Here is a 25,070-nt window from a genome sequence, read left to right as displayed (position 1 = left end):
AAAGCCTTGCACTGAAAGTGCATAGTTTTAACTAACGAACTTGAAAAATAAAAATCATATATTTGACCTTTCATCAATAAACATACAAGGAGTACCGATATGTTCCAAAAATTAGTCGCTATTGAACCTATTCACTTAATCCTATCCGCGGAGCAAGGATTGCATTCATTTGCCAAAGAAGTGATCCTTTATCGCGACATACCCGGCGATGATCATGAGATCACAGCTCGGATCGGGGATGCCGACGCGGTATTGCTCAGCTATACTTCACAACTCGGCAAACCCGTACTGGAACAATGTCCCAATGTAAAATACATTGGCATGTGCTGCTCCCTCTATTCACCCGAAAGCGCCAATGTGGATATCCGTTATGCCAACAGCCGGGGGATCACCGTCACAGGCATCCGCGACTATGGCGATGAGGGTGTCGTAGAATATGTGATCAGCGAATTGGTCCGCTGCCTGCACGGGTTCGGCCAGGAACCCTGGGACGGCATGGCCCGGGAGATCACGGGACTCCAAGCAGGCATCGTAGGGCTCGGCAGATCGGGTGGTATGATTGCGGATGCCCTCCGTTTCTTCGGTGCGGAAGTTTCCTATTTTGCCCGTGGGGAAAAAGAAGAAGCCAAAGCAAAGGGGTATCGTTTCCTGCCGTTAGATGATTTACTCAGCGAATCGGAAGTGGTCTGCTGTTGTCTCAACAGGAATACCCTGTTATTACACGAGGCCCAATTTGAGAAACTGGGTAACAAAAAGATACTGTTCAATACCGGCCTTTCACCTGCATGGGATGAAGTTCCCTTTTTACAGTGGCTCGGGGGAGATAACCTCTGCTATTGCGACACCGTGGGCGCGCTGGGAGGAGCACATCTCCTCAATCATCCGAAGGTACGCTGCATGCAAATAACCTCCGGCCGTAGCCGCCAGACGTTCGACCGTCTGAGTGAAAAGGTACTCGGGAATTTATCCGACTACACAGGTATCAAAATACAATAGGACTCCCCTTTTTACCAAAGCCCCAATAATCCGGACAAAACAACAAATGCAGGCACTATTTAGCCCCTGTTTCGATAATTTTCGCTTATTTTGCATTTCAATCAGATGAGTGATACTTCAAAATAAGTGGAAAAAGAGAAAGACATTGCTTCGATTTATACCCTGTATGTGGACGACCTGTTCATTTATGGCTGCTACCTCGGTTTTGAACGGGAGACCGTAAAAGATGCAGTTCATGATGTTTTTGTAAAGATCACGACCAGCAGCGACAATCTGGACAACATATCCAACATCAAATTCTATCTTTTCAGATCATTGAAAAACAGGCTTCTGGATATCCACAAAAATAAAAAAGAGCATATCGGGCTGGAAAATATAGATACTACCCAAGAAAGACCTTTCAATATACAAGTGAATGTTGAAGAACTCCTTATCGAAAGAGAGGAACAGAAGCAAATTAAAACTGAGATAGAACAAATGCTCAATGCGCTCACCGACCGGCAACGCGAAATCATCTACCTCCGCTATGTACAGGAATATGATTACGATCAAATTGCCGAATTACTTCACATCTCTGTCCACGGTTGCCGTAAACTCGTCTCGAAAGCGATTCTGAGCCTGAGAGAAAAATTCGGATCCTTGACTATGTTTCTGGTTCTTTTGTCATAGTTTCATCAGATATTCTTTCATTTCCCCTCCTTTCCACCGTCGCACCTTTCCGCTTCCCCCTCATCACCTTTCCGTCTTAACCGCACAATGTTAAATTTAAAAGTTTTTTCAAAGTAAAGGGTATAATTAAAATCCGGGGGCGTCTTTATATTACAAGGATACCTTTCAATATCAACATATCCTTTTATCATGCGGTAACAAACACCTGAATGAATACGGACAATATTTATACCGGCTATACGGATTTTTTAAAAGACAGAAAATTCATCCAATGGCAATTGATGCCCGACGAAAGTTTACATGATTACTGGCAGAACGTCATCGAGCAACACCCTGAGTACGATAAAGAGATGCAAAAGGCAATCTCCTACCTGAAAAAGACAGGGATGAATAAAAGCGCTTTGAATAAAAATGAACGTACAGAGCTACTTGAGAGAATTCAAAAGACTATCCGGCAAGAGAAAAGGATAAAGCAGCGCAGGCTTCTTTGGTACGTATCGGCTTCTGCTGCTGCGATTGCATTGATTGTAATCGGAATTACACTGTTTTCCCCTTCACCGGAACACATTACTCCTCCCGGCAAAGAACTTATTATAGGAGAATTGTTGAATAATGAAGATATTCAACTTATTACAAGTGGGGAAGCCATTTTATTCCAGGATGATGTAACGGTCACTCTCAATGAAGAAGGAACTGCCGAAATTGTACATGGCAATAATGAAACCAGTAAAATCAAAATTGCCCGGGATAAGCTTAATTCACTGGTTGTTCCTTATGGCAAACGCTCCATGCTCACCCTTGCCGATGGAAGCAGGGTTTGGCTCAATTCGGGATCGGTGCTCGAATTTCCGGCACAATTCAGCGGTAAGAACCGCGAGATCCGACTCACATCGGGTGAGATGTACATTGAAGTGGCCCACGACAAAAAGAAACCGTTCTACGTACAGACCGCCAATTTCAATGTAAAGGTGTACGGCACAAAATTCAATATTTCAAACTATTCCGGTTCACCGCAATCCGTGGTGTTAGTGGAAGGGAGTGTCAGCCTGCAATCGAAGGGCCATAAGGAGTTGTTTATAACACCCAGTGAAAAGGCCGTTTATTCCGAGAACGGTACATTTGACACACAGCAAATCGATGTAAATCAATTCATCAGCTGGAAAGACGGCTATCTTTCTTTCGACAAGACACCGATGACCGAAGTGTTGCAACAGATCGGCAGATATTACAACCTTTCGTTCAATTTTGATCAGAATGTGCATTTACAGCACCGAACCTGCACCGGTAAAATATTTTTATCCGACAATCTGGATAACGTGATGGCAACCCTAGGAATACTATCTTCTACCAGCTACGAGAGAATAGAAAATAAAATCCTTATTACCAATAAACCCTCTTAAATTGATATGCCTATGGATAGATAAAATGAAAAACGAAAAAGGCCGAACGGTACCGCGAATACCGTCCGACCGGAGATAATTTAATTTTCTTAGTTCAATAATAATTAAATCATACAAATATATGAATAAACATTCTATTGGGAAGGAAAAAAACGCCAATAATTACAAATGTATTCTAAGAGTCATGAGAATAACAGTATTCTTGTTCTTTTTCAGCATCATGTTTTCTCACGCCGCAACAAGCCATTCTCAGGAAGCGAAGCTCTCGCTCCATTTAAAATCGACAACTATAAAAGAGGCTTGCAAAGAAATTGAAAAACAAACCGGGCTCGTATTCGTTTTTGCCGACAATACCGAAGAAGCTATGGTGAAAAAGGTAGATATCCAGGCAAACAGCCGATCCATAAGCAACGTCTTGGACAATATACTCTCCAATACAGGGCTGAATTATAAGATACTGGACAAACAGGTCGTAATTTTTAAAGAAGAGAAAAAAATCGAAGCCCTGGAAATCCGTGAAAGTATCCTGGAAGAGATTACCCAGCAATTGAAGGTGACTATTACAGGAAAGATCACCGATAAAAACGGGGAATCCCTTATCGGCGCCAATATCGTGGAGAAAGGCACGACGAACGGTACGATAACTGATATGGACGGGCTTTTCTCTTTACAGGTGGCAGAGGGAGCCGCGCTTCATATTTCCTATATCGGTTTTCTGCCTCAAGAGGTCAACACCGCCGGGAGAACTTCCTTCGATATAATTTTACAGGAAGATGCGCAGTCGTTGGAAGATTTGGTAGTAATCGGATACGGTACCACAAGAAGAAAAGATTTCACGGGTTCCGTTACTTCTGTAAAAGTAGAAAATTCTCCGATTGCGTTAACCTCGAATATGAATGCGCTTGAATCCTTAAAGGGCAATGTAAGCGGTCTGGATATCGGTTATACGAATACAGCAGGTGGAGCGCCGTCTATGTTAATACGGGGTCAGCATTCCATATCCGGCTCAAATGATCCTTTGATTGTTGTGGATGGGGTCATCTTTATGGGAAGTATAAGTGACATTAATCCTAACGATATTGCCTCTTTTGATATTTTGAAGGACGCGACTTCGGCCGCGGCCTATGGATCGCGTTCTGCGAATGGGGTGATCATTATCAGTACAAAAAAAGGGCGAAGCGGGAAACCCATGATCAACTTAAATATCAGTGGAGGCATGCAGTCACGGCATTTGAAACAGGACCTGATGAAAGGAGAACAATGGCTGGAAATGGTTAAGGCAAAAAACAGATATACGGATAATAGTTTCCTGACAACTCAACAAGAATTGAATTATAATGCCGGAAAAGAGGTTGTTTGGTTTGATGAAGTAACCCGTACCGGATGGGTTCAGGATCATCAGGTTTCCATATCGGGAGCGGGAGAAAAAATGAATTATTATCTGTCTACCTCTTATTCCCAGAATGAGGGAATTGTAGTAGGGGATGATTATACCCGTGGTACTGTTTTTGGGAAAATAGAGACCAATATTACCGATTGGTTGAAGGTGGGCATTGATGCTGCTTACACACTTTCGGATTATTCAGGAGTAGCAGCCGATTTCCGTTCTGTAGCGTTGTTAACACCGTATGATATGATGTATCATAATGAAGCGCAAGGTTTGCTGGAAAAATATCCAAACGACCAAAGTGAAATGACAAATCCTTTATGGGGCGTAGATGATCAGGACAGGTTAAAGGATTTGGACAAACGGAATAATTTCCGGATCAATATGTCTGCCGAAGTAAAAATTCCCTGGGTAAAAGGATTGAGTTTCCAGTTTAATTATGCCGGCAACATGGATTACAGAAAGACCGGACAATTTTATCACGAATCCTATTATGCCCCGATCGGCCCTTATGATGATGAATCACGTTATTCTGCTTCCACTCAGAGGAACTACTTGGCAATAGCGAATGGTTATACCAGTAATTTCAAAACAACCAGTTGGGTGATGGATAACATTTTGAGATATAACAATACATTTGGAAAGCATGCTCTTGATTTAACGGCTGTAGCGACAAGAGATAGCAGAAACTATGACTATGAAAACTTTTCCGGAACCGATTTTTCGGATAACGGAAATACAATATTAGGATTGGGGGGACTGCATTACAGTAAAGTGCAAAAAATCACATTGGATAATAATAAACGAAAAAATATCGGTTATTTCGGACGTGCATCATATTCGTATGATGATACCTATTATTTAACTGCATCTTTCCGCAGGGATGGTGCATCCGTATTTGGGGCCAATAATAAATGGGGTAATTTCGGAGCTTTCGGCGGTGCATGGAGAATTACGAACGAACCGTTTATGCAAAGTTCCGGTTTCCTGAATGATCTCAAACTCAAATTGTCCTGGGGGAAGAACGGGAATCAGGGATTGAATCCATATGGAACATTATCGCCTGTGAGTACAGGATCTTCCGGAGGTATTTATTATACATTCGGAAACAGTGGAGAGTCGTATTATGGTATTGTCCAAAATGCGCTCGGGAATGCGGATTTGGGTTGGGAAACAACCGAAGCCTGGAATACCGGTTTCGAATCAACCTGGTTGAATAACCGGCTCTTTATAGATTTGGATGTTTACTTTTCCAGAACATACGATCAGATTTTCACCCGATCCATTCCTGTGATGACCGGATTCACAAATATGCGTGCATCCATGGGCGAGGTGCAAAACAATGGCGTTGAACTGACGGTTCGTACCGTTAATCTGAATAAAAACGACTGGAATTGGACCAGCGGCCTTACGTTCTGGTTAAACAGGAATAAGCTTATTCATCTCTACGGCGAAGATTTGGATGGAGACGGAAAAGAAGACGACGATTTGGGTAACAGCCTGTTCATTGGACACTCCATTCATTCTATTTTCGGCTATAAACAAGATGGCATCGTACAAGAAAGCGATGTCGCATACATGAATACCAACGGCGTTTCGGCCGGCACACCAAAATATGTGGATGTGGATGGAGATGGTGTTATCACGACAGAGGATCGTACTATAGTAGGGAAAAGAGACCCTAATTTCAAATTAAATCTTGCCAATACGGTTTCCTATAAAAACTGGGAATTATATGTCATGATGACGGGAACTTTCGGAGGAAAAGGTTATTTTCAGCAATCCAATACACCTGCTTTTATTGCCGGCGGACATAGCGACTTTTCCGGCTCCAATAACATGTATGTACCATACTGGACAGAAGAGAACAGAAGTAACAAATATCCGGCAGCTTGGTTTCTTGGCGATAATTATTTCCTCGGTTTACAAAGTCGTGCTTATGTGCGTATTCAGGATGTTACCTTATCCTATACTTTCAGGGAATCATGGGTGAAAAATATTGGCATTAATCATCTGAAACTGTTTTTCTCCGGTAAAAATCTGGCAACTATCACCGGATGGGAGGGAGGAGATCCTGAGATCGGAAATACAATCCTTAGTTGGAGTTATCCGGTTGCAACGACATTGCTTCTGGGTGTTAATGTTAGTTTTTAACTTTTAAAATAATCATATTTATGAAAAATAGTATTTTAAAAAAATGTATTTTGTGGTTGTTCGCTATACCGGTATTGTTCGGATGTGACGATGATCAGTTTCTGACGGAAAATCCGGAGACGTTTTACACAATTGAAAATGTATTTACGACTTCCGAGCAAATAAACCAGGTGCTCACAAGTTGTTACACCCAGGTTCGTTCCATCTTTTGTCCTTATGAGGACTGGGATTTAGCCTATTATTCTTATCGAATGGGCAACGGAACCGATATGTTTGATGTGCCTACCATTCGTTTTGGCACCCGCTTCAATGATTATAGCGTGTTAAATGCCCAGTCGCATGCTTTTTATTCCGTTTATTCCAATTTTTATTACCTTATTAATTTGGCGAATACGGCTTTGTATGCGACCGAAAAGGAGGATATCACATGGGATTCCGAGGCGGACAAAACAGAAAAAATTGCCGAGGCCCGTTTTTTCAGGGCATTTGCCTACCGTAATTTAGGAGAACTGTTCGGCGGGGTACCAATCGTAACAAGTATCACGACAACGCCCCGTTATGACTATACCCGTTCGACACGGCTGGAAACTTATCAGTATGCCATTGATGAACTGGAAGCCATCTTAAACGATTTGCCGGAGACCTCTCCCCAGGCAGGACGATTAGTTCGCGCAGCAGCACAACATAATTTGTGCCAACTGTATATCGATAAGGGCGTTGTGCTGGCCGAAAGCGGAGGAGATGCAGCGGGCGCCTATGCAAAAGCTGTTCAATACGGGAATGAGGTGATTGACGGTGGTATTTACCACTTAATGACCGAACGTTTCGGTACGCGGAAAAATGATGATCCGACTTTTTATTTTGCAAATATCGAAGCGGATAAGGCCCCTGAAACGCTCTATGCTGCTGCGGGTCATCCAATAGAAGGAAACGTTTATTGGGATTTGTTTCAGGAAGGGAATCAGGATTATCAGTCAGGAAACAAAGAAGCTATCTGGGTGGTTCAGATCGATTATGAAGTATATAAACAAGAAGGCGGTTTTGGAGGAAGGGGATTACTTTATTATCCGGCATATTACGGTCCTGTTTTTCGTGATCAGGCAGGCGGATTAGCTATCGGAATCATGGAAGATGTAGGCGGTTTTGGTTGTTGTGCGGTAACGCCTACGTTATATACACGGGACATGATTTATCAGGATCAATGGGGGAATGATATGCGTAATTCGGAAGCTGTCTTCCGCAGAACAATTTTGGGAAACATAAAAGACACGGAATATTATGGAGCGCCTATCCCCTGGGAAGTGTTGTATAAGGAGGATGCCAATGGGAATAAAAACGATGCGGCAACCACCCAGCTATATCCTATTTCATGTAAAGTGGGGCCGGATCAATATACAGGTGTGGCAGATGGTCAAAACAGGATGAGAATTTTTCGTGATGATTATCTGATCCGTTTATCGGAAACAATCCTGTTACGTGCTGAGGCGAAGATGCGGTCAGGCGATAATGCGGGTGCGGCTTCTGATATCAATATACTTCGTTCCCGCGCTAAATGCGAGTATTTGGTAACCGCGGCGGATGTAAATCTGGATTTGATCCTTGATGAACGTGCCCGTGAATTGGTTTATGAGGAAAGTCGTTGGAATACATTGCTCCGTATGGGGGGTACGGTAGCTGTAGACCGTATTAAAGAGTATGCCTATTGGGATTATCCGAGGACAACGTTAACCAAAACATTTAATCTTTGGCCGATACCTCAAACCGTTATTGATACAAACAAGGACGTTAAACTGGAGCAAAATCCCGGATGGTAATAGTAATAAACCTTTGCAGTTGTCATTTTAAACTGAAATGATTTTTATTAAACCGACGGAATCTGAACGGGACATTCCCTAAAGACCATAGTTCCGTCGGTTTATTTTTTTAGATCAGAAAATGACCGGAGGATTAAGCTCATGTTGTTTTAAAAAACTTGTTGAAAATGAAGAAATATCTATTATTCGTCTATTTGTTATGGGCACTCGGGTGTAAGGCACAGTCTCTTGTCGTTGAAAATGAAAGCTCAATTATAGAGACTTCCGAAGGCAAACCCTTTCTCTGGTTGGGTGATACCGCATGGGAATTATTTCACGCTTTAAACAAGGAAGAAATAATCCGGTATCTGGACAATCGGTACGATAAAGGGTTTACCGTTATCCAGGCTGTGGTGATTTCCGAACTGAATGGCCTGGAAACGCCCAATGCTTATGGTGAGTTGCCATTAATCGATAACGATCCGGCCCGGCCTAACGAGAGATACTTTCAACTGATCGATTTTGTGGTCGAAGAAACAGCTAAAAGAGATATGTATGTGGCCATATTGCCCGCATGGGGCAGTTATGTGGAGGAAACGGAAGGCAAACCCTCTTTGTTTCATCCGGAAAATGCGTATATTTATGGCCGGTATTTAGGGAATCGGTATAAAGATAAAGCCGTTATCTGGATACTTGGCGGAGACCGAAATGTGCAGACGGATATGCAATATCAGATTTGGCAGGCAATGGCCAAAGGACTTTATGACATTCATAAAGGGAAACAACTGATGTCTTATCATCCGACAGGAGATATATCTTCTCATTATTGGTTTCATAATGATCCCTGGCTCTCTTTTAATATTGTGCAAAGCGGGCACTATAAAAAACCGGATATGGTGTACCGTTATGCGGGAACATATTTGCAATTGTCACCCACTAAACCTTTCCTAAATGCAGAGCCGGCTTACGAAGATATTCCCGTTTATTTTTGGGAATATGATGATTATGCGAAGTACGGAAAGAAGAAAGAAGATGTGATGGACGAACGGGGGCTGATAAAAGATCCCGGCTATTTTGCCCAAGGTATTTATGACGATTATGATATTCGGATGCAAGCCTATTGGACTTATCTGTCCGGAGCAGCCGGTTATACCTATGGGAACAATGCCATCTGGCAAATGTACAAACAGGGAGGGAAATACAGTGTTCCTTGTATCACCTATTGGGAAGAAGCGATGGATCGTCCCGGCGCTGACGACATGCGTCATGTGAAAACCCTGTTCACCCAATATCCGTTGGGGACATTTCAATCTGATTTATCCGCCGTATTCGGGGTGAATCTGAATGACGAAAATCATGTCTCATCGGTTGTGGCATTGGATCATTCTTTCATCCTGGTTTATCTGAGTAAAGGACAAAAAGTGCGGATCAATATGTCTAAGCTGGCAAAAAAAGGGAAAGCGTATTGGTTCGATACCCGTGAAGGCGTTTTCCAACTCATCGGAGAAGTTGATAACAGCGGCATTCTGTCTTTTGAACCGCCCAAAAGCAACGATCAGACAGGAAACGATTGGTTGTTGATTGTAGATACGAAAAATAATTTCCCGTAAAGCTGCTTTTATGAAAAATTCGATACTTTTGAAAAACAGCTTATTAGGTTGTATTTTGATGATAATCTTTTCCTGTCATACAAATAAGGCAAAGGAGGAAGCATGGATTTCCCTGCTCGACAAGGATCTGAGTCAGTGGCGAATGTACCTGAGTTTTGAAATGAAAGATGACTATGACGGCAGTATACCTGTGGATGCAGAAGGAAACATCATGTTACCTGTTGGTTACGATAATAATGTCAAACAGGTCTTTTCCATGATAGAAATAGATAAAGAACCGGTTTTAAGAATCAGCGGGGAAATATACGGGTGTGTTTTCACAAAGGAGTGTTTCAAAAATTACCATCTTCGGCTGAAAATAAAATGGGGAGATAAAAAATGGATTCCACGGATAAATGATCCAATGGATTCGGGATTGCTTTATCACTCCCAGGGAGAATGTGGGGTAGATTACTGGCGTAGTTGGATGTTAAGCCATGAATTTCAATTGATAGATGGTAGCTGTGGCGATTACTGGTGTATAGGAAACACACAGGTAGACATACGGGCACGGAAAGAACAAAACAGATTGCGGTTTGATCCCGCAGCAGATCTTATCCCGTTTGGTGTTGGAACAGAAAACAACGGATATTGTGTTGTCAATGAAGTAGCAGATAAGCCTAAAGGAGAGTGGAACGATATCGAATTGATTTGCTTCGAAGGCAAGAGCTTACACATTGTCAACGGAGCGGTTGTAATGGCTCTTTCCAATTTGAGATATCAGGACGGAGAACAGATAAAACCGCTCATCGAAGGTAAGATTCAATTACAGAGCGAGGCTGCTGAAGTTTTTTATAAAGATATACAGATAAAAGAAATTGATCATCTTCCGGAAATCTATGACTTTTACTTCAATTGATAAACCAATATGTCATGAAAATAAAAAATAACAGATTGAAAATAAATATCTCGCGCCTATTTCTTATTTTGTCGTTAGGCAGTGTGTTATGCTCGTGCAAATCACAATCACAAGGATATATTATGACAGTTTCGGGACCGGTAAAACCTTTGGAATTGGGAACAACTCTTATACATGAGCATATTCTTGTTGATTTCATCGGAGCCGATAGTATTGGATATGAAAGGTGGGATCGCAAAGATGTCATTGATAAGATCCTGCCATATTTAGCTGAAATAAAAGAACGGGGCGTTAAAACTTTTATAGACTGCGCTCCCGTTTATCTTGGCCGGGATCCGTTTCTTCTCAAAGAACTGTCCGCAAGATCAGGGTTACACATTATCACGAATACAGGATACTACGGAGCCGGAAATAATAAATTCTTACCGGAGAATTTTTTTTCTTCCGATGTTTCGGAAATCGCCGGAAAATGGATTGATGAATTTAAAAATGGCATTGAAGGAAGCAGTGTTAAGCCGGGATTCATTAAAATAGCCGTTAATGAAGTCAACACATTATCCGCGGACCACAAAAAGATTATCTCGTCAGCCGCGATTACACATCTTGAGACGGGATTAACCATTGTCTCGCACACAGGGACTGATATACCTGCTTTCGAACAGCTTGATATATTAAAAAATACGGGAGTAGATCCTTCTGCTTTTGTTTGGACTCATGCTCAGTCAGGTACAATAGAAGGGAACATTAAAGCAGCTTCTATGGGCGCATGGATATCTCTCGACAATATACTAAACAGGGAAGATCTTGAACCGGGGACTCCGTACAGTATCCAGTGGTATGCCGACAGGATCATAGCACTTAAAAATAAAGGATTTCTTAATAAGGTATTGATTTCACATGACTCCGGATGGTATGATCCTGCAAAACCCCAGGGTGGTACGATTAACGGATACACAGATATTTTTGATTATTTTTTACCTGTATTATTGGAAAAAGGCTTGACACGACAGGATATTGACAGTTTGTTGATAAATAACCCACAGGAAGCTTTCCTGATAAAGGTCAGGAGTTTAAGATAATTCATTACTTAAAAGAATAAAATGGCAAACAGAAACCTATTATTTATTTTATTTACCATTCTCCTTTCGTCTGTATTTTATCGCGTCCATGCAGGCGATTTTGTGCCGGCGGAACCATCCGCCCATTTGTTGAATGACCGTTGGTCGGCATCGTGGATTACTTGTCCGGATATATCCGGATACGATTACGGTGTCTATCATTTCCGCAAAACATTTGTTTTGGACAAAAAACCGGAAACGTTTGTAATTAATATTTCGGCGGATAACCGCTATCGTCTGTTTGTGAACGGGAATCCCGTTTGTTGGGGCCCCGCAAGAGGAGACCTGCTGCATTGGTATTACGAAACAGTGGATATTGCACCTCTGCTTACAGACGGAAAAAATACGTTGGCAGTCGCCGTTTGGAACTTCGGCGAATTTACACCCGGCTCACAAATGACATTAAAAACCGGACTTATTGTGCAGGGAAATACGGAAAAAGAAGAGGTCGTAAATACAAACAACACCTGGAAAGTGATACAAAATACGGCTTATTCTCCATCAACGGATTTTATCTATGATGTAGGCTGTAGCGATACTGTTGACGGATCTGACTATCCCTGGGGATGGGAAATGCCCGTATACGACGACAGCCAATGGCTCACGCCGCGAAGAATAGGGCATGGACAACCTTACGGTACGGGCACGAGTTACGATTGGGTATTGATTCCCCGTGACATACCGATGATGGAAGAGACTCCACAGAGAATGGGGAAAATCCGTCGTTCGGAGGGAATAAAAGTGCAGGAAGGATTTTTAAAAGGGCAATCGCCTGTCGTTATACCGGCAAACAAAAAAGTGTCGATGTTGATTGACCAGGAAATTCTTACGACAGGATATCCTGAATTACTCACTACCGGAGGACGTGGCGGCAAAATTAAACTTACATATAGTGAAGCCCTGTTTAAGAACGGTCAAAAAGGCAACCGGAATGAGATTGACGGACACCGGATGGAACGCGCCTTTTCCGACTATTTCTTACCCGATGGGGGAAGTAACAGACTTTTCCGGCCGCTCTGGTTCAGAACCTGGCGTTATATCCAACTGGAAATACAGACCACCGAAGAACCATTGACCATTCATGACTTATACAGCAAATATACAGGATATCCTTTTCGTGAAAACGCATATTTTGAAAGCGACGTCAAGTCAATCGACAAGATTTGGAAAGTCGGTTGGAGAACCGCACGTTTATGCGCGCACGAAACCTATTTTGATTGTCCGTACTATGAACAATTACAATATGTAGGGGATACCCGCATACAGGCATTGATTTCACTGTATGTGGACGGTGATGATCGCCTGATGCGTAAAGCTATCCGTAATTTCGACTGGTCGCGTTCATACGAAGGTATTACAACCAGCCGTTATCCAAGCAGGGTGCCTCAGTATATTCCTCCGTTTTCGCTGTATTGGATCAACATGGTACACGATTACTGGATGCACCGGGAGGATCCTGCTTTTATAAAAGAGTGTTTACCGGGAGTAAAATCGATATTGCAATGGTTTGCCGACAGGATAGATACAAATACCGGTATACTGGGGCCTATACCTCATTGGAATTTTGTGGATTGGCCGAAGGAATGGCCCTGGAGTAATGAAGAACCAACAGGAGGAGTTCCTCCGGGAGGAGTAACAGGGGGATCTTCCATACTCAGTCTCCAATTGGCTTATACCCTGAAAGACGCCATCGAATTATTAAAAGAATTCGGAGAAGACGAACTGACGGTACGTTATCAGCAATTGTACGAATCCCTCTGTGAAAACACCTGGTTACACTGTTGGGATGAAAACAAACAACTGATGGCCGATGATGTCAAACGTACAAGCTATAGCCAACATGCCAGTATCATGGGCATTCTTTCCGATGCCGTACCGCAGGAAAAACAGCAGGATTTGTTCAGGAAACTCGATAGCGACCCTTCGTTGATACAGGCCACATTCTATTACCGTTTCTATTTGTTCAGGGCTTTGAAGAAAGTCGGTCTGGCCGAACGGTACACCGAAATGTTAAAACCCTGGTATGATATGCTGGATATGGGACTGACCACTTTTGCGGAAAATCCCGAACCGACGCGCTCCGACTGCCATGCATGGAGTTCAAGCCCCAATTATGATTTGCTGGCCACGGTCTGTGGTATTGAGCCAGCCGCACCCGGATTTAAATCGGTAAATATTAAACCCCATTTGGGAGAACTGGAATATATCAAAGGAAAAGTCCCGCATCCGGAAGGAGATATTCACATAGAACTCAAAAAGGCACCCAAAGGAATTTCCGGAACAGTCTCACTTCCAGACAAATTACCCGGAACATTTATCTGGCAGGGACAAAGTCTGGTGTTAAAACCGGGCGTGAATAAAATTTATCTGCAAATAAAATGAACTCATTCCGTGTTAAGCGTCCCCAGGCGCTTGCAGAGGCCTGAACGGACGGAACAAAACAATGGACCTGTCAATCCTCTGGTGTTATTTTGTTTGCGGAAGTTAAATCATTAATTATAAAGTTGTCTGTATGAAACGAGCATGATAATTGTTCTCACACAAGAACATGACTAAAAGCGAGTTCCATACGACACCTTTGAATTATTCGCGTTAAGCTAAATGAGCAGAGCCAAACTTGTTTGAGCTATGCCATAGCGAGCGAATATCTAACTTTGGTGAAAATAAATAATTTTAGTCATATGAAATTAAAAATTGTTCTTATAAACTGGTGTTTGTTTTTCATTGTAAGTGTAATATCGGCACAACCAATAGCATTGCACCCCACTAATCCACATTACTTTATTTATAAAGGCAACGCTTCGCTCCTGGTCACGTCGGCTGAACATTATGGGGCGGTATTGAATCCGGCATTCGACTATGTCAAATACCTCAATACATTGCATCGCGAAGGGATGAACTATACCCGCATCTTTACCGGTAGCATGTATTGGGAAATAGAAAATGATTTCGGCATTACTTACAATACGTTGGCACCTGCGCCTGGAACGGCTTTGGCTCCATGGAAACGTTCGCAGGAACCAGGGAACCTGAACGGGGGGAATAAATTCGATATGGAACAATGGGATGAAGCTTATTTTGATCGATTGCGGGCGTTTGTGGCGGAGGCTGAAAAAAAAGATATCATAGTGGAGGTTACGCTCTTCACCTCCATTTATAACGATAAAACATGGAGTAACTGTCCGGCGTACCCTGACAATAATATAAACAATACTATACGTGACTACAGGAAAGTACACACCCTTGACAACGGAAACCTGTTGAAATACCAGGAAAACTTTGTCACTAAAATAGTACATGAGTTGAATGAGTACGATAACATCATTTATGAGATCCAGAATGAACCTTATGTAGACCATCAGATATCCAGGTATCAGCCTGACATGTGGGAGAAATCTAGTCTGAACGAAGAACGTAGAAGGGTTGATCTGGCTTCTGCCGTATCGTTGGAATGGCAGAAACATATACTGGATATCATCGTTGAAGAGGAAAAGGCTCTTCCCAAAAAACACCTGGTAGCTCAGAATTATTGTAATTATATATATCCTGTAGAAGATGTGGATCCGGATATATCTATTATCAATTTTCATTATGCACGTCCCGGAGCAGTACATCTCAACTATGGTTGGAACCGGGCGATAGGATTTGACGAGTCCGGCTTTTCGGGCAATGATACGCATGTTTACCGGTTGCAGGCCTGGATGTTTATCATGGCCGGCGGCGCGTTGTTCAATAATCTGGACTATTCTTTTGCCGTTGGATACGAGGATGGTACGCTGGAGCAGAAAGCCCCGGGCGGAGGCAACACGTTGCTGAGAAAACAACTGTACATTCTTAGGAATTTCATCGAACAGTTTGATTTTGTAAAATTCTCGCCCGATATGAATGTAGTTGCTTTATCTCCCGGAGCTTATTTTCAGGCTCTTTCTGACAATAAAAAACAATTTGCAATTTATCTGGGAGGCGGAATATGCAATTCTTTACATATTAATTTACCCAAAGGCAGCTATAAAGCACAATGGACAAATCCCGCAGACGGAACATCAGCCGGATGGGAAACCATAAAGTCCAAAGGTAGTACGATAATATTGGATGTGCCCGATTATAATACAGATATCGCCCTTTCAATCATAAAAACCAGATAGGACCAATAAGCCATCCGATAGTGAAAACCGTATATTGTTAAAAAATGCAACTGATCAAGCACAACAATAAAACTAACTGATAATCAATTAATCAATATAATCAGAGCGGGTATTAATATCGGGTTCAAACATACATTAAAAGAATATCGAATAAGAGAAAAAATTAAGAATCATGTTTTTATTTGTCATATTTACGATAATAATGCAATTTTCTGGAATAAAAAAGGTGTAGATCAAGTTTTATTTTTACATTTGCAGTTATAACAGATACAGATATGATTGCTGAAATTACATTCAAGAATTTTTTCTCCTTCAGGGATGAAACGACTTTTAGCTTTGAAGCAGACAATGACACAGCTATGCAGCAATTTCATGTGGTTGAAGTCGAACCTGATGTGAAATTGTTAAAGTTAGGTATCATTTACGGAGCGAATGCGTCGGGAAAGAGTAATGTTTTGAAAGTATGGGAGTTCTTTCAGGAGTTCTTTGATTCCGGCAAGATAGTCGAAAGAAATGACCCTATCCCATATACCTCTTTTATGCTCGATGAAAAATCACACAAACAACCATCGGAGTTTGCCATTACTTTTTATATAAAAGATCAAACAAAAAAATATATCAAGTATAAATACTCATTGGCTTTACTTGACAATACCGTAATATCCGAAACTTTACAGGCATATTTCAGTACCCAGCCTACTGCCATATTTGAAAGGGTATATAACCAAGGCATATCCGTTATTAAATTCAGCACTAAGTTGAAAGTCCCGGCGGCTGTCAGGGACGAGATCACGATCAAGTGCCTTCCCAATATATCCATGTTTTCTGCATACCGTAGGGTTAATACGAATATTCCTGTGTTGGAAGAAGTCAATAATTATCTGCATAATAAACTGCTGCTGCCACTTATTGCCCCTGGCGAACTGTTTCCGCAGCATATAGACATCCATTCCCGGCAGCAGAGAGAAAATATACTCCAATTTATTAAGGAAGCGGATTTCAATATATCGGACATCCAACGGAATGAGAAGACAGAAACGCCGTTTGATAATTCCTATTATTATACACACAGGATCATCGACAAATATAACAACTATGTTTACTATAGTTTTCCGGAGGATATGGAATCAGCGGGAACAATCCAGGCTTTCAGGCTTTCGGGTTATATCTATGAAGGGATCAGGAACAAAGGATTCATTGCCATTGACGAAATTGAATCATCGCTGCACCCCAAACTGATAGAGTTCCTGTTAGTTAAATTCCTCAAAGAGTCTGAAACCGAACAGCTTTTGTTTACCACACACTATGATGGCCTTCTGGCGGAGGAAGACCTTATCCGAAAAGACAACATCTGGTTTACGACAAAAAACAAGGAAGGAGTTTCAGCGCTTTATCCGTTAACTGATTTTAAAGGGTTAAACAGACTCAGTTCACTGCAAAAGGCATACAAGCTCGGCAGGTTCGGCGCGATTCCCAATATCTAAACCGCTCAGCTATGGCAAGGAAGAATAAAGGAACAAAAAACCAGAAGAAATCAGTATATATCGTTGGTGAAGGGATCACCGAACAATATTATTTTCAGCATTTAAAACGGCTCAAAGGTTTTACCTGCATTGTAAAACCCCGTCTTTTCGGTAATACAAGTGTTTGGGAAATTGAAAAGAAGATTTACACAAAAATATATAAGGCCATTGACAGACTCAAAGAAACAGTATAATCAATGATAAGTTACTTGTATTATTGGCCAAGCTTCTTTTTTGCGTGTTACAGACGAATAGCGAAATGAATTACCAGCACGTAAAATAGAAAAGAGATGAAAAAATTATTAATAATGATAACAACTTGGTTCAACTATAAAAATACAATAGATGATAACAACGAAAAGAATAAAAGAATTTACAGGTTTAATTGTATGCCTCTTTGCCGCTTCCCTCCTGTATCCCCAGCAAAACGTGAATTACGATGAGTCGAAAGTTCCTTCGTATGTGCTACCCGGGCTTTTGCAATGTGAGAACGGAGAGGTGGTCTCGACCATAGAGCAGTGGGAAAAGCAGCGAAGACCGGAGCTGCTGGAGTTATTCGCTTCACAGGTGTACGGCCGCACTCCCACAGGAGATATCGATGTTACATACGAAATACTGACGGAGAACCCTGGTGCGCTGGACGGTAAAGCAACCGGTAAGCAGGTTAAATTTACTTTTTCCAACGGGAAGAAAAAAACGGAAGCTATTCTTCTGTTGTACATTCCCAACAAACCGGCAGGTAAAGTACCTGTTTTTGTCGGCTACAATTTCAAAGGAAATCACAGTACTACTTCAGATACAACGGTTCTTTATTCTCCCGTTTTCCACTTGGTAAAGGAGCCGGATCATCCCGACTGGGAAAGGGGGAATCAAACAAGCCGGTGGAGCTACGACAAGATTATCGACCGGGGATATGCGGTGGCAACGATGTGCTATCACGATATTTTCCCCGATAAACCGGAATTAAGAGATCATAGCATCGTCTCCCTCTTTCCCGGATATGATCCTGAAACTACTGCTCACGACGAATGGCAGGCTATCGGCGCCTGGGCCTGGGGGTCGAGCCGGATAGTGGATTTTCTGGAAACACAGGAGAAGATAGACCGCGATAAGATCGCCATCATGGGGCACTCCCGACAAGGGAAGGCTGCTCTTTGGGCCGGCGCCCGGGATGAGCGCTTTCGTATTGTCATCTCCAATGATTCCGGCTGCGGGGGAGCCGCCCTTTTCCGAAGGAAGTTCGGAGAAACCATCGCCATTATCAATAAAAATTTTCCTCATTGGTTCTGTAAGAATTTCCTCCAGTACGACAACCGGGAAGAAGCGCTACCCATAGACCAGCATCAACTTATTGCTTTGGTAGCTCCCCGGAAAGTGTATGTGGCAAGCGCCGAAAAAGACCTCTGGGCGGATCCGAGAGGGGAATTCTTATCCGCTTACCATGCAGGACCGGTGTATCGGTTATACGGATTAGCAGCTATCGATTCCGATGAGATGCCGGAACTCCACGAACCGATTATGGGAGACATAGGCTACCACATCAGGGCCGGCAAACATGACGTGACGGAATATGATTGGGAATGTTATCTGGATTTTGCAGATAAACATTTCAAGAATTAATTTGTTTTTAATCAACTTCAGCAACAAGATGAAACTTATTTCACCGATTATTCTCCTGTCGATCGTTTTATTCGGTTGCACAGCCACAACAGAAAAACAACCTACCGGTTATGTGAACCCTTTCTTAGGGACAGCCACGCTATGGGAACCTGAGGACCTGGGATATGTGCGTACTTGGGAAGAACGTACATGGGGTGCCGAGGTCTTTCCCGGAAGCTCCCTGCCCAATGCCCTGGTGCAACTGAGTCCCGTCACCCAATTCAGGAGTGGAGCAGGCTATCAATATGAGGATACAGTGATCTATGGTTTTTCACATACCAATAAAGGGCACTGGAACCTGCTGCATATTCCCCTGCTGCCGGTCACGGGAGAGATCACGCCGGGAAATTATGCCTCCACCTTCAGTCATGATAACGAATCGGCTCACCCGGGCTATTATCAGGTATTCCTTGAAACCTACGGTATCGACGTGGAACTGACCACTACGCTGCGCTGCGGATTTCACCGGTATACCTATCCCAGGGGAGCGGAGAAGAAGTTAATTGCCGATATGACCCGCTCCAACAACCATGTAAGGGACTGGGGCATCCAAAAGGTAGATGAGTATACTTTTTCCGGTTTTCAGGATGCCGAAGGCAAATTGCATTTCTATGCGGTCTCCAACTATCCGATAGAAGATATACGCCAACTGAAAGACGAGCGGCATGAAGTTTCTCTGGTGGCTTTCGGCGAGAGTAAAAGCGGCGGGATGTCGGGTGAGAACGAAAAAAACAAAGGGAGAGGAAAAAACGAACCGCTGGAACTCAAAATAGGATTCTCCTTTGTCAGCATCGAAAATGCAAAGATGAACTTGGAAGAGGAGATGCTGAATAAAAGCTTCAATCAGGTACGGGAAGAAGCCGATGCAACATGGAACAGTTTACTCTCCAAGATCAAAGTATCGGGTGGTACCGAGCGCGAGAAAGGTATCTTCTACTCTACCCTCTACCGCTCATTCCTCTGGCCCGCACTTCGCAGCGATGTGAACGGCGATTACACGGATGAGAGAGGAGAGGTAATCAATGAGGGATTCCGTTATTATACCAATCCCTCGTTCTGGGACGACTATCGTAACAAGCTGGTATTGCTGGCCATGTTATCACCCGATGTGACCGCCGATATTATCAAATCGATCACCGACAAAGGGGAGAAAAGAGGAGGGTATATGCCTACCTTCTTTCACGGCGACCATTCCTCGGTATTCGTAGCGGGAAGCTATCTGCGTGGCATTACCGACTTCGATCTGGAACGTGCTTATAAATTATTACTGAAGAACGCCACTGTACCCGGCCGCGGCGGCAGGCCTTATCTGGATGAATATCTCGACCGGGGCTGGATCGCAGAGAAAGATACCACCAACGTACCCACATGGGATGAATACAAGGCGGCAGTCACTAAAACGGTGGAGTATGCCTATGATGATTACGCAACCGCATTGATCGCAAAAGAATTGGGTGATGAGAAAAATTACTCGCTGCTGATGAAACGCTCCGGCAACTACAAGAACCTGTTCGATCCATCCACCGGCTTTTGGCGCGGAAAAATCGACAATGGGAATTGGATAGAAGACTTCGATCCCTACTATCCCTATTTTGCCTATATGTACCGGGAAGCGAATGCATGGCAGTCGCTCTTCTTCGCACCGCATGATCCGGAAGGGATGATCGCATTATATCCGTCTCCGGAGGCAGTGGATCAAAAGCTTGATTCTCTCTTCACCGAGCCCTGGAGAGGATATGAAGCACACAACATGACCGGATTTATCGGTAATTACTGCCATGGGAACCAGCCCTCCCATTCTATCCCCTACACCTATTATTTTATCGGCAGGCAGGAGAAAGCGCAATGCGTGCTCGACAGCATCATGGACCGCTTCTATGATATGGGAGCCGAAAAACTGGCTTATGCGGGCATGGACGATGCGGGTGAGATGTCGGCATGGTATGTGTTCAACGCCATCGGGCTGTATACCTATTCACCGGCCGATCCGGAATATATCATCTCTGTTCCCCTGTTCGACGAGGTAAAATTTTCTTTGGGTGAAAGCAGGGAATTTACCATCAGGAAGGAGGGCAACGGAAAGAAGATCCGACAGATCAGATACGGTAACGAAACCATAGACGGATGGTTTATTCGACACGACCAGCTGGCACAGGGCAAAGAACTGATAATAACTACTACTGAATAGTAAAATAACGGGTTGCTAATAACCTCATCTTATTCCAATTCTTTCCGCCAGTAATACATGGCAGGCAAGGGCTCTCCGAATCCGAGACTTTGATACAAATGTTGGGCGGAGAGATTATCCTTGCGTACTTCCAGTGTGATGCGACTGCATCCTCTTTTCCTGCCGATCGCAATAACCGCCTCAAGTAATTGTCGCCCGATCCCCTTGCGGCGATAACCGGGCAGAACGATCAGATCATGAATATTGATCATCGGACGGATAGTAAACGTCGAAAAATTTTCAAAAGCGACCAGCAGTCCACACACAGTCCGGTCTGCTTCAGCCAATAGGACGACAGAAGCAGGATGCCGTTTCAACCCGTTCGTTAACTCTATTTGGTCGGCTACCGATAAAAACTCTCCGCCGCCCATTTTATCTCCAATATAAGCGTTGATTAAATCGGCAAGCCCTTTTGTGTGATCTGGATTTGTATAATCGCATATTCTTATATTCACTTCAGTCATATCGTAGTGATAAATTCAGATTTAACATACGGTGCGAAAATACGGCAAAAATCCCAAATAATCATTACATTTGCACGAGTTTATTTAACAATGGAGTCAGGATATGAAACAATTTCTACTCTTCACATTGAGTTGTGTGATAGTCACCGCAGGCCTTCAGGCACAACAACTCAAAGGCATTATTGTCAATAAAAAAGGAGAACCTGTTCCAAACTCAACCGTCTATATCTACGAAATTGCCAAAGGAATTGCTGCCGATAACCTCGGCGAATTTCAAACCACCCTTGAGCCGGGGACCTATGCGTGTGAATTTCGTTCCCTCGGATACGAGAGTGTCAAGAAAGACATAATAATGGGAAAGGAAAACCGGACTATCCGTGTGGAACTTCAGGAAACATCCTATATGCTGAAGGAGGTGGTGATTTATGCTACCGCCAGTAATGAAGACCCGGCCTACCGTATCATGCGCAAAGCAATTGCCCATGCCCCTTATTACCGTTATCAGATAAAAGAATATACATCGGAAGCCTATATAAAGGGAAGCCTGACCATCGATAAGATCCCGGGAATCCTTAAACGCGCCATGAAGGTCAACGACAATAACTTCGACATCAACTCCATCATAGGAAAACCACTGGTAATGGAATCTAAAAGCAATATTCACTTTACATCACCCGAAACTTACCAACAAAATGTGGTTGCACTGAAAAGTTCCATTCCCAAAGAGTTCAATGTGGACAAGGGATTGAGTATTATGACTTCAAGTATCTATAACGCTGAGCTGAACGGGAGAATCTCCCCGCTCGCTCCCGGAGCATTCAGGTTTTATGCCTTCAAATTGGAGAATGTGGATTACCAGCCCGATCATATCATCAACAAGATCAAGGTAACTCCCAGAAAGAAAAACCCCAACCTCTTCTCGGGTTATATCTACATCCTGGAAGATACATGGAACGTATATATTGCCGACCTCGTTGCAAGTGAACTGGGCACTACCTTGCATTACCGCATCAACTACCATCAGGTACAGCCTTCGGTCTACTTGCCCACCACCTACGATGTAAGTATGACTATGAATACGATGGGTGTAAAAGGATCGGGAAAATACTATGCATCAATGAAATATAATTCAGTCCAGGCAGATAAAACCCAAAATCCTGTCGCCATCAATGAAACAGCATTGCCGGATGAGTCTGAGGAACAGAAAATACCACCTAAAAAACAGAAGATATCGGATGAGTTGGAGAGGCTGGCCCAAAAGGAAGAACTCTCTACCAAAGAGGCCTATAAAATGTCGAAACTGATGAGCCGGATGGTGGAACCGGAAGAGGTGAAAGAACAACGGGAATCGCTCGAAATAAAAGATATTGAAAAGGTAAAGATGAAAGTGGACACGCTGGCATGGAAGAGAGACTCAGCTTTCTGGACAAATATCCGTGAACTTCCGCTTCGGGAAGATGAGTTGAGAAGTTACCAGATAAGGGATTCATTGTCGGGTGGCGACACTGTTTCTGAAACATCCCGAGATAGGAATGAAGTGGTACTATCGATTGACGAAAATCCGAAAACCGTGTTCGGAAAAATTACGCAGGGAGGCGTATGGAAAATGAACCGGGATCTTTCACTCCGTTACGGGGGATTAATGGGTGGATTGAGAGAATACAATTTCACCGACGGACTTTGGCTTGGACAAACCCTTTCCTTGAATTGGGCCATCGATAAGAACCGGAATTTCTCGGTTTCCCCGTCGCTCTACTACGCCACAGCACGAAAAGAATGGTTATGGCACGTTTCCACCTCATTGAATTATGCACCTATGTCCCTTGGACGGTTTCATCTCTCGGCAGGGCATATATCCCGTGATGTAAATAGTCAAAACGGGGAGTCGAGACTGATGAACACCCTTGCAGCCATCGACCTGGGACAGAATTTCATTCGCTTTTACGACAGCCGGTACGTCAAAGGCGACCATTATATAGATATTGCCAACGGACTGCATCTGTACACCAGTGCGGAAATAGATAAACGGTCGATCCTGCGTAACCGTACCTCGTTTAATTTTATCGGCAAAGATATTCCTGAAAATATTCCCTCCGACGCCACTTTATATCCCAATCATACAGCCACAAATATTACGGTGGAACTCTCCTATACTCCACGATACCGCTACCGCGTGAGAGAAGGCCAAAAATGGTATGTCTCCACCAAATATCCTACTTTTTCAGTTGCATACAAAAAAGGAGTCGATCTTTTCGCCGACAATTCTGGACCACTTTATGACCGAATTTCCACATCAATCTCTCAAACTATTAAAGTCTCCCCTTTCGAAGAGATCGATTACCTGTTTTCGGGCGGCACGTTCTTATCATCCGACAGGTTATACCCGAATGATTTCAAATATTTCAGGAATAACCAAATGCTGTTCACTGCGTCCGATTTTAACCGGAGTTTCAACCTTCTGGAACCTTATACAGCTTCCGGGAAATGGTGGATGGAAGGACACCTGAATTATCAATCGCAGTATCTCTTTCTGAAAAACCTGCCTTTCCTGCAACGTTTCTCATTCGATGAAGCGTTCCATTTGCATGGCCTGTCCACTGAAAACAGGAAATACTATCTGGAGGGCGGTTATTCCATAGGGTTCCTGGGTTTAGGCAGGGCAGGGATTTTCACCGGTTTCACCGATAAAAAGTTCGATCGTTTCGGTGTAAAGTTAAGCTATCCGCTTTGGAATTTTATGGAAAAGCCATTGAAATAAATTTCTCCACGACCATAACCTCCGATTTTACCAGTTTTTTATCGGCAAAAAAACTGGCAGGAATTATTGATTTGACAAAAAATTGATCCTAAAACTAATAAATCATAATATTTTATTTTAGTCACCGATAAATAAAAACAAAATGTCTTTCATACCCTTCAAATAGATTTTTTTTAATAGGATATATTATCTATTTATAGGTTGTTAAAATGTCAATTTGATAGTTTAGAATAAAAATATATTTTCTATTTTTGCGCAAATTTATATAT

Annotated in this window: 16 protein-coding genes; 15 read left to right on the top strand and 1 reads right to left on the bottom strand. The window is 42.9% G+C overall.

Annotated features, from left to right (window positions below; genetic code table 11):
• Positions 1 to 99: 99 nt before the first annotated feature.
• The 14 genes from U2P89_RS10120 (at position 100) to U2P89_RS10055 (ending at position 21,540) form a co-directional block, all read left to right on the top strand.
• Entirely contained in the window at positions 100 to 996 is an 897-nt protein-coding gene (locus U2P89_RS10120) for an NAD(P)-dependent oxidoreductase (RefSeq protein ID WP_322191327.1), read from the top strand.
• A gap of 126 nt (positions 997 to 1,122) precedes the next feature.
• Positions 1,123 to 1,665, top strand: coding sequence for a sigma-70 family RNA polymerase sigma factor (locus U2P89_RS10115; protein WP_322191326.1), 543 nt, complete (start codon positions 1,123 to 1,125; stop codon positions 1,663 to 1,665).
• A gap of 209 nt (positions 1,666 to 1,874) precedes the next feature.
• Positions 1,875 to 3,065: a FecR family protein gene (locus tag U2P89_RS10110; RefSeq protein WP_322191325.1), complete on the top strand. Its 1,191-nt coding sequence runs from the start codon at positions 1,875 to 1,877 to the stop codon at positions 3,063 to 3,065.
• 184 nt (positions 3,066 to 3,249) lie between these two features.
• Positions 3,250 to 6,606, top strand: coding sequence for a TonB-dependent receptor (locus U2P89_RS10105; RefSeq protein WP_322191324.1), 3,357 nt, complete (start codon positions 3,250 to 3,252; stop codon positions 6,604 to 6,606).
• A gap of 20 nt (positions 6,607 to 6,626) precedes the next feature.
• Positions 6,627 to 8,420 carry a RagB/SusD family nutrient uptake outer membrane protein gene (locus tag U2P89_RS10100; protein WP_322191323.1) on the top strand — a complete coding sequence of 598 codons (1,794 nt, stop codon included), beginning with the start codon at positions 6,627 to 6,629 and terminating at the stop codon, positions 8,418 to 8,420.
• Between the two features lie 167 nt (positions 8,421 to 8,587).
• On the top strand, positions 8,588 to 10,009 hold the full coding sequence (locus tag U2P89_RS10095; protein ID WP_322191322.1) for a glycoside hydrolase family 140 protein: 1,422 nt from the start codon (positions 8,588 to 8,590) through the stop codon (positions 10,007 to 10,009).
• 58 nt (positions 10,010 to 10,067) lie between these two features.
• Entirely contained in the window at positions 10,068 to 10,907 is an 840-nt protein-coding gene (locus U2P89_RS10090; protein ID WP_322191329.1) for a DUF1080 domain-containing protein, read from the top strand.
• A gap of 122 nt (positions 10,908 to 11,029) precedes the next feature.
• Entirely contained in the window at positions 11,030 to 11,986 is a 957-nt protein-coding gene (locus tag U2P89_RS10085) for a hypothetical protein (protein WP_322191321.1), read from the top strand.
• 21 nt (positions 11,987 to 12,007) lie between these two features.
• Positions 12,008 to 14,407: an alpha-L-rhamnosidase N-terminal domain-containing protein gene (locus tag U2P89_RS10080; protein WP_322191320.1), complete on the top strand. Its 2,400-nt coding sequence runs from the start codon at positions 12,008 to 12,010 to the stop codon at positions 14,405 to 14,407.
• Between the two features lie 299 nt (positions 14,408 to 14,706).
• Positions 14,707 to 16,170, top strand: a complete 1,464-nt coding sequence (locus U2P89_RS10075; protein WP_322191319.1) for a cellulase family glycosylhydrolase — start codon at positions 14,707 to 14,709, stop codon at positions 16,168 to 16,170.
• A gap of 275 nt (positions 16,171 to 16,445) precedes the next feature.
• Positions 16,446 to 17,654, top strand: a complete 1,209-nt coding sequence (locus U2P89_RS10070) for an ATP-binding protein (protein WP_322191318.1) — start codon at positions 16,446 to 16,448, stop codon at positions 17,652 to 17,654.
• A gap of 11 nt (positions 17,655 to 17,665) precedes the next feature.
• Complete coding sequence (locus U2P89_RS10065; protein WP_322191317.1) at positions 17,666 to 17,887, top strand: hypothetical protein; 222 nt, start codon at positions 17,666 to 17,668, stop codon at positions 17,885 to 17,887.
• Between the two features lie 151 nt (positions 17,888 to 18,038).
• Positions 18,039 to 19,313: an acetylxylan esterase gene (locus U2P89_RS10060; protein ID WP_322191316.1), complete on the top strand. Its 1,275-nt coding sequence runs from the start codon at positions 18,039 to 18,041 to the stop codon at positions 19,311 to 19,313.
• A gap of 28 nt (positions 19,314 to 19,341) precedes the next feature.
• On the top strand, positions 19,342 to 21,540 hold the full coding sequence (locus U2P89_RS10055) for a GH92 family glycosyl hydrolase (protein ID WP_322191315.1): 2,199 nt from the start codon (positions 19,342 to 19,344) through the stop codon (positions 21,538 to 21,540).
• Between the two features lie 29 nt (positions 21,541 to 21,569).
• Here U2P89_RS10055 and U2P89_RS10050 read toward each other — a convergent pair whose 3' ends face one another.
• Positions 21,570 to 22,043: a GNAT family N-acetyltransferase gene (locus U2P89_RS10050; RefSeq protein WP_313380086.1), complete on the bottom strand. Its 474-nt coding sequence runs from the start codon at positions 22,041 to 22,043 to the stop codon at positions 21,570 to 21,572.
• A 103-nt stretch (positions 22,044 to 22,146) separates the two neighbouring features.
• Between U2P89_RS10050 and U2P89_RS10045 the strand changes: the two genes are divergently transcribed.
• The gene (locus U2P89_RS10045; RefSeq protein WP_313380085.1) at positions 22,147 to 24,801 is read left to right on the top strand and encodes a DUF5686 family protein; all 2,655 of its coding nucleotides are present in this window, start codon (positions 22,147 to 22,149) and stop codon (positions 24,799 to 24,801) included.
• The last annotated feature ends 269 nt before the right edge of the window (positions 24,802 to 25,070 follow it).

It is taken from the genome of Proteiniphilum sp., assembly GCF_034331125.1.
GTDB lineage: Bacteria > Bacteroidota > Bacteroidia > Bacteroidales > Dysgonomonadaceae > Proteiniphilum > Proteiniphilum saccharofermentans.
This window is presented reverse-complemented; position numbering and strand designations above follow the sequence as displayed.